Below are 12,525 nucleotides of genomic sequence, written 5' to 3' on the forward strand. Positions count from 1 at the left end.
CCGACGAAGGGAAGCATCGAGACGGGTCCGAAGACGGGCTTCAGCCGACATCTGGTCGCCGGAAACCGTTTCACGGAAACGTCGGGCGTCGGTAATGCGGTAAACAACAAAAGCGTCTACCTCATAGAACTTACCGCCGGAAACCTGCACGCGGATGTCATCATGATCGAAACGCAGAGCGCGGTTTTCGATGTACTGAACGCGGTCAGCATCCATGAAAGCAAATGGCAGCTTGAAGTACAGGCCCGGTTCCGTTTTCACGTCCTGGATCTGACCGAAGCGAACCACGATGGCTTGCTGGCGTTCATTGACCACGAAGACCGAGGAATAACCGAAAAACAGTACCAGACCGATAAAGACGAGAATTGCAGAGAGACGATTGCTCATATTAGTTGCCTCCCTGCGTTGCGGCTGCCGCTGCGGCACCACGTGTAATCTCATTGAGCGGCAGGTACGGAACAACGCCCTGCTTCTCATCGATAATGATCTTGTTGGTATTCTTCATGACCTGTTCCATCGTTTCGATGAACAGACGCTGACGGGTAACATCCGGAGCCTTGCTGTATTCATCATAGATGGACACGAAACGCTGCGCTTCACCCTGCGCTTCGTTGACGACACGGCTCTTGTAAGCGTTCGCCTCTTCGCGGATCTGGGCTGCCTGACCACGTGCCGCACCAAGCTTCTGGTTGGCGTACTGGTTGGCTTCTTCCACGAAACGGTCTTCGTCCTGCTCGGCGCGCTGAACTTCATCAAACGCATCAGCCACTTCGCGCGGCGGTGCAGCATCTTCGATAGCAACAGCATTGATGGAAAGACCAGCACCGTAACCGTCCATCGTGCCCTGGATGATGTTGCGAACATCGGCAGCGATCTGCTGGCGGTTATCACGGAAGATGTCCTGCGCCGGACGGCGACCAACAACTTCACGCATCGCGCTTTCAGCAACCTGCTGCAATGTCTCGGCAGGCGTATCAACGTTAAACAGGTAGGATTTGGGATCGGTCACGGTAAACAGCACCGAGAACTGTACGTTCACGATGTTCTGATCGCCGGACAGCATGACGCCCGTACCGGAAGATGACGTCGCACGCGAACCGATATTCTGCTGCTGCTCTGTAACCTTGACGATTTCGACCGTTTCAATCGGCCAGAAATGGAAGTGAAGGCCCGGCATGGACACTTCGTCCTTCGGTTTGCCGAAGCGCAGTTCTACACCGCGCTCATCCGGCTGTACCGTATAGATGGACTGCATGGCGATAAAAGCGAGAACAACCAGGCCAAGAATGGCAAGAACGCCCCCGTTGAATCCACCCGGCAATACGTTGCGGAAACGATCCTGTCCGCGCCGAATGATATCCTCCAGATCCGGCGGACCGCCATTTCCACCACCGCCGCCGCCACGTGGACGGTTCGGTCCCTGCCCCCATGGGCCTCCTTGGTTATTACCACCGCCGCCGCCCCAAGGGCCGCCGCCGCCATTTTGATTGCTCCAGGGCATCAATACCTCTTGTGTTATGAATTCTCCCGCCCCCACCCTGCCGATTGCTCGCGCTGAACGGGAATATCGACCTCGTTATAGGGACGCAAACCTGTGGTTTCAACGCAGAGGCGGTAACTTATTCGACAATCAGGGTAAATTGTTCAATTTGCCGCGCCCCTTCGCCTGTAGGTAGCAAAAGTCACAGCGTAGTTGTCTTTCTCACCGGCTGGCGCCGCCGTTTCCTCCACCTTTTCGAACTGTTCAGGATCGATGGCTGGAAAATAGGTGTCGCCATCAATTCTGGCATCAATATGGGTCATGTAAAGACGATCGGCATGGGGCATAGACTGGGCATAGATTTCCCCGCCGCCGGCCACGAACACCTCATCCACACCAAGTTCATTCGCCTTTGTCTTGGCCAGTTCAAGCGCCGCCGTCAGCGAAGAAACGACATCGACACCATCAGGGCGATAATCACCATTACGGCTGATGATGATATGCGGCCTGCCGGGCAGCGGGCGTTCACCAACCGACAGAAACGTCTTGCGACCCATGATCATCGGTTTGCCCATGGTCAGCGCCTTGAAACGCTTGAGATCGGTCGACAGTTTCCATGGCATATCAAGCTCACGGCCGATCACGCCATTTTCAGTCACTGCGGCAATCAGGGAAACATGAACCTGTGTCATACCGCAATCGGTGCCTTGATGCTTGAATCAGCTTCGTAGTTTTCCAGCGTAAAGTCCTCGAATTTGAAGTCAAAAAGGCTCTTGATGTCAGGATTGATCCGCATGGTCGGGAGGGCCTTCGGCGAACGCGTCATCTGCAACTGCGCCTGCTCGAAGTGGTTGGAATAGATATGGGCATCGCCCAGCGTGTGCACGAAGTCGCCAGGCTTCAGCCCCACCACCTGCGCCACCATCAATGTCAACAAGGCATAAGAGGCAATATTGAACGGCACACCAAGGAAGATGTCCGCCGAACGCTGGTAAAGCTGGCACGACAGCTTGCCGTCGGAAACATAGAACTGGAACAGGCAGTGGCAGGGCGGCAGGGCCATGTCGTCAACCAGCGACGGGTTCCATGCCGACACGATGTGACGGCGCGAATTGGGATTGGTCTTGAGGCTTTCGATCAACAGGGCGATCTGGTCGATGTGACGACCGTCAGGGGCTGGCCAGGAGCGCCACTGCGCGCCATAGACCGGGCCAAGGTCACCATTCTCATCGGCCCACTCATCCCAGATCGAAACACCGTTTTCCTTGAGATAGGCAATATTGGTATCGCCTTTCAGGAACCACAGCAGTTCGTGAATGATTGAGCGAAGATGCAGCTTCTTGGTAGTGAGAACCGGAAAACCTTCCGAGAGATCAAACCGCATCTGATACCCGAACACCGACCGTGTACCGGTGCCAGTCCGGTCACCACGGTCGCTGCCATTGTCCATCACATGTCGGAGAAGATCGAGATATTGCTTCATGAAGGGTCCGCCGCAAATTCCATATTGACGGGAATATAATAGCGAAAGGCGCCGGAACCAATGTCTGTGGCGACCAAGTCCCCCGCTTTTTTGCAGGTCTTTCAGTTTGCGGGTTCCCTGGCCGCCAGATAATCGAAGGTAGAGCGCGACTTGGAGCGATCGGCCGCCATGTTTTTGCGCACGACATCAACATCAAACCTTCATGAAGCGCCAGAAACCAGGTGTTTTCAGTCTCCGTGCCGAAACAAACCGGCAACAGCCCGCCTCAACCCTCATCATTGAATTTAACGGATAAAACCAATCATCCCCTTGTTTTGTTCACGTCTCCAGCTTATCTAGAGGGTGCTTCGCAAGAAGATATGGCGATAAATGGTCGGTGTAATAAACCTATTGGACCCGGGGGCGGTACCCGGCGCCTCCACCAAAAACCGGCGGCTTTTCGGGCCGGCTTTTGATGGGGGCGAAATAGGATCGACAAGGGCGTAAAGATCGTACTTTTGCTCGGCATGATACCGCCGTTATCGGGTCACAAGTGTAGTTGCAAACGACAACAACGCTAAGGAATACGCTCTCGCTGCCTAATGGCGGTGCGGGAATTCCGCTCTAAGTCCTTACGGTTAGCCCCGTAAGGCGGGGTTCGGAGGTACCTGGCAACAGAAACCTCCACCTTCTTTCTTTCAACAAATTCCTATATGATGAGATGACTCACACGCAGGGTTTGGCGTTGCCGTACCACGCGTCATTGAATATAGTGTCTGCAAAGACAGAAATGCATAAGGAAAGACAGGATCGCATGGGGCAGGACCATATCCGTTACGATATTCTCGCACAGGATGCTCTTCGCGGCGTTATCCGCAAAGTGCTGAGCGAAGTTGCCGCAACTGGCCGCCTTCCCGGTGATCACCACTTTTTCATAACATTCCTGACAGGCGCGCCGGGTGTACGGATCTCCCAGCACCTCAAGGCAAAATATGCCGAGCAGATGACAATCGTCATCCAGCACCAGTTCTGGGATCTCAAGATCACTGAAACCAACTTCGAAATCGGCCTGTCCTTCTCCGACACTCCGGAAAAGCTGGTCATTCCGTTCAACGCCATCCGTGGTTTCTATGATCCGTCGGTCAATTTCGAGCTGGAATTCGACGTTCCGCTGTCCGACGAGGACGAAGACTCCGAAGGTGCTGAAATCACCGCGTACCCTGAGGTCACAGCCGAAAAGGCTGCTTCCACCACAGAAGGTGAACCGGGCGAAGAAAAGAAGGCTGGGTCAGTCGTATCGCTGGATGCCTTCCGCAAGAAACATTGATTCGGCAGCGCCATTCGCTTTGTGACTGGTGCGCTGACAGAATGAACGAAGCCATTGGTTTTGGTTCAAGGTCGTGGCGGGTGTTCCCGCCACTTTCGTTTTATGTTGACACTTATTGCTCAGGAAACCGAGATGTCCGCTGACGTTGTCAATCTTCGCCAGTTCCGCAAACAAAAGGCGCGCTCTGAAAAAGAAAAGCAGGCGGAACAGAACCGTATCAGCTTTGGCCGCACCAAGGCGGAGAAGAACCTGACGACGGCCCTCAATGAAAAGGCGGAAAAGACGCTGGACCAAGGCCGCATCGAAACATCCAAGGACGATGACAAGGGCTGAAATTATTTCTTTACAGAGACTTACAGCACCTTTCAGAATCAATCTGACAACCAGTTGAATCAGTTTCGAAAGCCGAAACATTGATCCGAAAACATTCCGCCACCCTGCATGGCCACCGCACAAGCATTTCTCTGGAAGATGAATTCTGGCGTGAATTGCAGGATATTGCCCATCATCGCAACATCAGCTTTGCCGCTCTTCTGGCAGAGATTGACGACCATCGTGCGCCGGAAAGCAACCTCTCCTCCTCACTTCGGGTCTATGTTCTGGAATGGATAAAGACGTTGGTAAACCGCGATCGCAGCACTCCGCCATTGTCGCAATAAAGGCGCAAACGCCGCTTTTTCGCCGCGCAGATGAGCTCCTATGCCAGGCGATCCATTTACTCAGACATATGATCTCAATGCCACCTGACAACCAGTGGTATCTGCGCACGGCAAAACATTATGACGCCCTTCAGCTGACTGGGTGCCTGGGACAGGTTTTCAGGGCGTTGCGGTGCCATAGGGTGGCGCGAGTGGTTGGCGAATAACTTCCTGCGTCTGCGGCACCGCCTGCAGACTGTCGAATTGCAGTTGCAACTGCCGCGCCTTGTCTTCTTCTGCCTTTACTCTGGCTTCTTCCTCAAGGCGTGCCTTCTCTTCCGCCTCAGCCTTTTCCTTGGCAGCTTGACGCTCTGCTGCGCGGGCCGTGTAAAGTGCCGCCTCGCGGCGCAGACGCTGCTTTTCCAGAATATTGGCTTGCAAGGTCTCCACCCGGCGGCGTTCTTTTTCAAAGGCACGCAATGAGAGATAACCACTCACGGCAGACACGTCGGTGCTGACGGAAGGCGTTGCCAGTGGGCCGGAATAGAGAAGTCGTACGGCGGGGTCGCCACCGGCCTGCGCATCCTGCCCCGGATTGAACGTGACGTTGAGATTGCCATCCACGGTCTGTTCAAGCAGATCGAGGTTCACTTCACCCGCCAGACTGGCCTGCTCGGTCGACAGTGAAATGCCTTGCAAACGCAATGCGCCATTGTTGAGGATAAATGGCATGGCCAGACTGTCAGCCTTGACCTCACCATTATAAATCAGCGCATCAACCAAGGGCTTGGTTTTCGCCGCATCGATCTCGCCTTCAATCTTGTCGGCTTCAGCCAGCAGCGGCGCAAAGGCTGCGAGATTGATCCCACGAACCGTCAGGCCATTGGCGCGAATTTCACCTGAACCACCGGCCGAAACCAGCATGTCATGCACACTTGCCCCTGTGGCCTCGGCGTTGAAATTCACATCAAACCGACCGGTTGCCACCGGTGCACCGGCCAACTGCCAGATATGAGCTTGCGGATCGACACCAGTCACGGTGATGTTTGAGCGGAAGATGCCTGCCTTTTCGCCGGTTGCCATGGTCAATGTGCCGGAGACCTTGCCGCCCATCCAGTCGCCATTCATCTCTTCAAGAGACAGGCGGCCATTGCTCTGTGTCAGGCGGGTTGAAAAACCGGAAACCGATTCAAGAATGCCGGTCTGGAGATTACCAGCTTTCAGTGTCACAGATGCTTCAAGTCCGGGGAAGGATGGCAGCGACACCTGTTCGGCATTCAGCCCACCATGGGTGCTGTCAAATACCGGTCCATAAGTCGTATCGCCCAGCCAGGCGAGATCGACCGTGCCAAGCGACAAATCACCTTCTACCTTGTGTGGCGCGGCACGCTGCACGGTCAGATTACCGGAAATGGGATTACCCGCTGACTGACCGTTAATATCAGAAACCTTCACGACGTCGGGCGCGACCTCAACGCGTGACTTCATCTTCATGGCCATACCGCCGCCGATCTGCGGCAGAGAAACACCATTCATGATGAGATAAGGTTCGATATCCGCGCTCTCCAGCGAGAAATCACCAGCACCCTGCCAGAATTTTTCACCGGAAAGATTAAAGGAACCGACCAACGTCGCGTGGGTTTTTTCGGTCGAGAAACGAATATCGGTATTGGCCGCATTGCCAAGCGTGCCATTGATTTTCAGCGACACCAGCCCTTCCCCATCCGCATCGAAAGGTAGCGGGTCAAAACCCACCTGCCCGAACAGGATCGAGGTCGACTGGTTCTTCAACACGGATTCCAGCGAAAACGCCGTATCGTCTGTAATCGACAGAATATCCGGCACCTTGGCCACGGCGGAAATACGGCTGCCATTGACGGTACCGGACAGAGCAACACTCATGCCTTCGTTCTCAGAGCCGATTGAAAGATCGGCCTTGAGGTCGGAGTTCACGTACCAGCTGGCGCTATCGACCATTTTCTGCAGGATTGGATGCCCCGGCAGATGTTGTTGCAGCATGGTAAGGAATGGCTGCGGATCTTCAGCACGCAGGCTCACGGATCCTTTGCCCGCATAATTGAGCAGAGATCCTTCAAGTCGCGCACTGGCCTCCAGCTGCGCGCCGGCAACATCGCCCGCCGTCAGCTTTTCCACATTCAAAACGCCATTATCAATGCTGAAGGCGGTTTCCACCTGATTGGCGGTTACACCTGAGACATTAAACCGATCTGCCTTGAACCTTGCCGCCATGCGATGTTGCGAAATGGAGCTGTCGCCCTGCTCACCCATCACCAGGCCGCCAATGGCTTTCAGTGCACCGAGATCAATCTCGTTACCGGCAAGATCAATCGATAGGCTCGGTGGTTGGTCATTGCTTGATTGCCGTTCCAGTCGGCCCTTTAGCGATGCATTGCCAATGACAAGTTCAAGATTTTCAAACCGTTGCAACTGGGTGGTCAACGAAACGGAGGCAGAAAAACCTGCAGAATCAAGCTGGCGTATGGCCGGATCAACCGTGCCGGACAGCCAGTTGGCAAGGCCGGATGGCTGATTGGACGCAACCAGCAGATCACCATTAAATGCAGGTCCGCCACTCAAGGTCAGCGAACCACTTGCCTCAAGCTGTGTGCGGCCGGGCATGATGGCCACCGCATTGACAATCTGCCAGCCGGCACCGGCCGGACGCACATCCAGCTGGATATCCCGAATGGTCGTATCATCCGCCACAAGGGCTGGCAGGCGAATTGTGGCTTTACCCGGCACCTGCGGCACCGGAATGCGGGCAATCAACGCGGCAAAATCTTCAATGCGCTGGCGAACAGAAACCACAGGCACACGCGCAGTCTTGCCGGACTGTACCGGCACCGCAAAATTGTTGACGTCGATCTGCTGGCCATCTGCGGTCAGCAGAAACTCGGGCTGCGTGCCGGTATCCAGCGTCGCCTCACCGGTGATCACATAGGGATTGCCGGCATCGCCCAATTCCATACGGTATTCTGGAACACGCACACTTTCATTGGTCAGTTCAAACTTGCCCTGGGTGCGCGGTGCGGAAAAAATCGACGCCTGCTGTTGCGGCTTCTTGCCCTTGTCATCCTGGCGGATCTGGAAATTGAAGTTGCCGCTATAAACCGGTTTTCCATCGGTCACCGCAAGGCCACCGTCCAGATCAACCGCAACGGGATGTTCATCGGGTAAAAGACGAAGACGCAAACCGATACGTGCCAGCTTGGAATCCGGCTCGCCGCTGGACAGCGAGAAGCGTCCCGCATGGCCATCAATGGCACCACGTCCCTCAACCCGCCATGGTCCGGCAAGCGAACGGGCAGACATATCAGCCGTCAGGTCCGTGACCGTGCGGTTACGACCGGATTGTTCATCGATGAATTCGATCTGGCCGCCTTCGATACTGACCTTCTCAAGCACCACTGTTTTGGCGGGGATATCAGCGCGGCTGCCGCGCATCCAGTCCAGCGTACCATCCTTCAACAGGCGGATTTTAGCCTTCGGCTCCTCAATACGCATATCGAAAATACGCGCCTCACCAGACATGAACGGCGCAAGTTCGGCATCCATGGAAAAACGCGCCACCTGAATGAGTGGCGAACCATCCGCATCCATGCCCGCACGTACATCATGCAAGGTAACAGAGGGGAAAGGCAGAAGACGTGCCTCGACTGCGCCGTAGACGACGACCTTCTTTCCCAGAATGCGGCTTGCCTGATCCTCGAAATCCCGGCGGAAACTGGTCCAGTCAATAAAATACGGCACCAGCAGCGCTGCAAACAGCGCCACTACGAGCAGTCCGCCCAGAAAAACAAGAATGCGTCCGAGCACTGCCCGATATCTCCATAAAAACAGAAAGGAAGTTAGTTCTTTTTGAACCAAGGGCAAGACACGTTTTCGATTGTCCCTTTTGATTGCCCGTTTTGATTGGTTTGTTGAACTTAACTCATCCGGAACAACTTACCCGGATTAAAGATGTTATCCGGATCAAGTGACGACTTGATGGCGCGCATCAAATCAACCGCATCCCCCAGTTCTTCCTGCAAGAAGCTGAGTTTGCCCTGGCCAATGCCATGTTCGCCCGTGCAGGTGCCATCCATTGACAGCGCCCGGCGGTTGAGCCGCGCCACAAAGGCTTCCGTCTTGGTTATGCTCTCAGCGTCCTTGCCGTCAAACAACACCAGCACATGGAAGTTGCCATCACCGGCATGGCCGACAATGGGCGCAAGGAAGCCGTTTTCGGCAATGTCCTTTTGTGTTTCCACCACGCAATCGGCAAGACGCGAAATCGGCACGCACACATCGGTCGACAAGGCGTCAAGCTGCGGCGCCAGGGCCCGGCAGGCCCAATAGGCATCGTGGCGCGCCTTCCACAGCTTGGCGCGTTCCTGCGCATCGCCGGTCCACTGGAAATCGGAACTGCCAAATTCTGCGGCGATCTCGGCAAATTGCTGGGACTGTAATGCAGTTGTTTCTTCCGTGCCGTGAAATTCCAGAAACAGAGTCGGCTTTTCCTCATAGGACAGGCCAGAATAGGCGTTGCAGGCGCGGATCTGCACCTCGTCCAGAAGCTCGATACGCGCCACCGGAATGCCCATCTGGATGGTCATGATCACCGCGTCGCAGGCGTCCTGGATGCTGTCGAAGGAGCAGACACCACCGGAAATCTTTTCCGGAATACCCTGCAAACGCAGTGTCACGGAGGTCAAGACACCAAGCGTGCCTTCAGCGCCGACAAACAGCCGGGTCAGGTCATAACCGGCAGAGGATTTACGCGCCCGTCTTGCGGTGCGGATTTCCTCACCATTGGCAGTTACCGCCGTCACCGACAGCACATTGTCCTTCATCGTGCCGTAACGAACAGCATTGGTGCCGGAGGCGCGGGTGGAGGCCATGCCGCCAATCGATGCATTGGCACCTGGATCAATCGGGAAAAACAGACCGGTGTCACGCAAATAGATATTGAGCTGTTCGCGGGTCACGCCTGGCTCGACCGTCACATCAAGATCATCTGTATTGACCGACAGAATGCGGTTCATGCGGCTGAAATCAATCGAAATGCCACCAGACGGCGCATTGACCTGTCCTTCCAGCGAGGAGCCGGTGCCGAAGGGAATTACCGGCACCTTGTGCTCTGCGCAAGCCTTGACCACGGCTTTGACATCGTCGGTGTTTTCTACGAACACCACGCCATCCGGCAACTGGGTCGTCAAATAGGTGGTGGTGTGGGCGTGCTGTTCACGAAACGACTGTCCGGTCTGCAGCTTGTCGCCCAATTGCTGCTTCAGAACCTGTAGAACGGCTGTTATGCCGGCTTCGTTTCTCGTTCCCTCAACCACATCTTTCAAAGCCATATCAAGTCTCCATGTCTTCAACATGCCTGCCCATGAACCGATCGCTGAAGGTTTGGCAGACATGGCAGGGACCACCTTGACCAGCAAGCGGATCATGGCGCCCCGAATGCGCAAGCCGGACTCACGTTGTTACGCAAACCCGGCTTGGTATGGGACACGACTTTATGTTTGTCCAGCATTGCCATTCCCGACAATGCAGAGATTGGGCGAGCTTATTCTGCGGCCAGAAGCTGCTTGTCTTCCTCCATTGCCCGACGGCGAATGGCGGTTTCCAGCTCACGATGCAGGCGGATTTCTTCATCGGCCTGGGGTTTGGCAAAGCGGGCAATCAGCAGGTAGGACACCGGCGTAATGTAAAGCGTCACGAGCGTTGCAAAACCAAGGCCACCCACGATCACCCAACCAAGCGCGATACGGGCTTCCGCACCGGCCCCCTGCGCCAACACCAGCGGCACGCCGCCAAGAATGGTGGCAATCATCGTCATCATCACAGGGCGCAGACGAATGCTGCAAGCCTTTTCAATGGCCTCGCGCACCGTTGCCCCCTGATCACGCAGATGGTTGGCAAATTCCACGATCAGAATGCCGTTCTTGGCCATCACGCCCACCAGCAACACAAGCCCGATCTGGCTGTAAACATTCAGACTGGAGCCGGTCACCAGCAGCGCAATCACCGCACAGGCAAGACCAAGCGGTACAGTCGACATGATGATGACCGAACTCAATACGCTTTCGAACTGCGCTGACAGCACCAGGAAGATGATGGCTATGGCGAAACCGAAGGTCAGCAACATACCGCTGGAATTTTCTTCAAGCGTAGCAGCCTCACCCATCGGCAAAAGGCGTGCACCTTGAGGCATCACCGATTGCGCGAGTTCATTGACCTTGGCAACCGCATCGCCCAGCGCCACTCCATCCTTCAGGCCGGCGGTGAAGCCAACCGAAGGAAGCTGCTGCTCACGATTGAGCTGCGGAGCAACGGCCGTTTCTCTCAGGGTGGCAATCACCGACATTGGCACCATCTTGCCGTCCTTGGCTTTCAGGAAGATGTTTTCAAGGTCCGTCGGGTCATTGATCGGCCGCGTCGAAGACAGGAGACGCACAGGGATAGCGTCGCCATCCACGAACACATCCACAATTGAGCGCCCCTCGAGCAGCGACTGCATGGCACGTGCCAGACCCGTTATGTCAATGCCGAGATCAGATGCACGCTCACGGTCGATCGACACGGAAAGCTGCGCCTGATTGGGTTCATTGTTAAAGCGCGGCGTGTCGAACATGCCCGTTTGGTCCATCGCCAGCAGCAGCTTCTGCGTCGCTTCCGTCAGAGACTGATAATTGCTACCGACCATCGCCATGCTGAGACCGTTACCGGCACCGCGAATACGCAGGCTGTTGGGCTGCTGCGCGGTTGCACGCAGGCCTGGCACCTTCTGCGCCACGGCATTCACATCCTGCGCAATCTGGTTTTGCGTACGTTCACGCTCACCCCACGGCGCCAATGTTATCACCATGAAGCCAGTATTGGACGAACCATTCATACCGGTGATCGAATAGATATTGCGAATTTCACCACTGTCGCGCAGCGGTTGCAGCCCCTCTTCCACACGCTGCAGCTGATCACGGGTATACTCAAGCCCCGCCCCTTGCGGTGCTGTTACGCGCATGAACAGCGATGAGCGGTCTTCGCGTGGCGTCAACTCGTTCTGCACCATGCCAAAGGCAATCCAGGACGCACCGGCAAACACAGCAGCAACGACCACAACGATCAAGGGATTGTTGAGACATGCCGCTAACGTGCTTTTATAGGTCGATGCAAAGAGGTTTCCAAACCATGCCAGCGGTCCGGTCTGTTGCTGTTCTCCCTGCTTGAGCATGCGCGAGGCAAGCATCGGACAGAGCGTCAAAGCAACCATTGACGACAGACCAACTGCAAATGCCAGCACGAAACCGAATTCCCGGAACAGACCACCCAGCTGCCCTGGCAGGAAGGATAGTGGGATGAACACAGCGGCCAGCGTAGCTGTCGTTGCAATAACAGCAAAGAAAACCTCCTGCGTGCCGAGAACGGCAGCTGCGCGCGGCCCCATGCCTTCAGCACGGCGACGCACGATGTTTTCAAGCACCACGATCGCATCATCCACCACAAGGCCAGTCGCCAGAACGATGGCCAGCAACGTAAGAATATTGATCGAAAAACCGACCATGTAGATGGCCACGATGGTACCGATCAACGCCACCGGCATGGTAATGGCGGG

General features: G+C 55.5%; 10 protein-coding genes and 1 other RNA gene. 4 read left to right on the forward strand and 7 right to left on the reverse strand.

Annotated elements, in window-relative coordinates:
- The 4 genes from RT613_RS02215 to RT613_RS02230 all read right to left on the reverse strand — a co-directional run.
- Nucleotides 1-387: SPFH domain-containing protein (locus RT613_RS02215; protein WP_313612621.1), on the reverse strand; the 387-nt coding region annotated here is incomplete at its 3' end.
- Between the two features lies 1 nt (nt 388).
- A complete protein-coding gene (hflK, locus tag RT613_RS02220) occupies nt 389-1,501 on the reverse strand; it encodes an FtsH protease activity modulator HflK (protein ID WP_313612622.1) in 1,113 nt (370 codons plus the stop codon).
- A 143-nt stretch (nt 1,502-1,644) separates the two neighbouring features.
- Nucleotides 1,645-2,172, reverse strand: coding sequence for a dihydrofolate reductase (locus RT613_RS02225; protein WP_313612624.1), 528 nt, complete (start codon nt 2,170-2,172; stop codon nt 1,645-1,647).
- Nucleotides 2,169-2,963 carry a thymidylate synthase gene (locus RT613_RS02230; protein ID WP_313612625.1) on the reverse strand — a complete coding sequence of 265 codons (795 nt, stop codon included), beginning with the start codon at nt 2,961-2,963 and terminating at the stop codon, nt 2,169-2,171. Before RT613_RS02230 ends, RT613_RS02225 begins: the two co-directional genes overlap by 4 nt.
- 305 nt (nt 2,964-3,268) lie before the next feature.
- On the opposite strand from RT613_RS02230, the gene ssrA reads away from it, so the two are divergent.
- From ssrA to RT613_RS02250, 4 genes are all read left to right on the forward strand, one after another.
- Nucleotides 3,269-3,631, forward strand: a transfer-messenger RNA (tmRNA) gene (gene ssrA, locus RT613_RS02235).
- 125 nt (nt 3,632-3,756) lie between these two features.
- Nucleotides 3,757-4,269 (forward strand): SspB family protein, encoded by a 513-nt coding sequence (locus tag RT613_RS02240; RefSeq protein WP_313612785.1) that lies wholly within the window; start codon nt 3,757-3,759, stop codon nt 4,267-4,269.
- 132 nt (nt 4,270-4,401) lie between these two features.
- Nucleotides 4,402-4,602, forward strand: a complete 201-nt coding sequence (locus RT613_RS02245) for a DUF4169 family protein (protein WP_313612627.1) — start codon at nt 4,402-4,404, stop codon at nt 4,600-4,602.
- Nucleotides 4,603-4,682: 80 nt separating this feature from the next.
- Nucleotides 4,683-4,928, forward strand: a complete 246-nt coding sequence (locus tag RT613_RS02250) for a ribbon-helix-helix domain-containing protein (protein WP_313612629.1) — start codon at nt 4,683-4,685, stop codon at nt 4,926-4,928.
- Between the two features lie 159 nt (nt 4,929-5,087).
- Here the strand turns inward: RT613_RS02250 and RT613_RS02255 are convergent, their stop codons facing one another.
- The 3 genes from RT613_RS02255 to RT613_RS02265 all read right to left on the reverse strand — a co-directional run.
- Nucleotides 5,088-8,744, reverse strand: a complete 3,657-nt coding sequence (locus RT613_RS02255; RefSeq protein WP_313612631.1) for an AsmA-like C-terminal region-containing protein — start codon at nt 8,742-8,744, stop codon at nt 5,088-5,090.
- Between the two features lie 110 nt (nt 8,745-8,854).
- Nucleotides 8,855-10,267, reverse strand: coding sequence for an FAD-binding oxidoreductase (locus tag RT613_RS02260; protein ID WP_313612787.1), 1,413 nt, complete (start codon nt 10,265-10,267; stop codon nt 8,855-8,857).
- A 212-nt stretch (nt 10,268-10,479) separates the two neighbouring features.
- The coding region (locus tag RT613_RS02265; RefSeq protein WP_313612633.1) for an efflux RND transporter permease subunit at nt 10,480-12,525 on the reverse strand (2,046 nt) is incomplete at its 5' end.

The sequence above is a fragment of the Agrobacterium sp. genome, assembly GCF_032092815.1.
In the GTDB taxonomy this organism is placed as follows: Bacteria; Pseudomonadota; Alphaproteobacteria; order Rhizobiales; family Rhizobiaceae; genus Agrobacterium.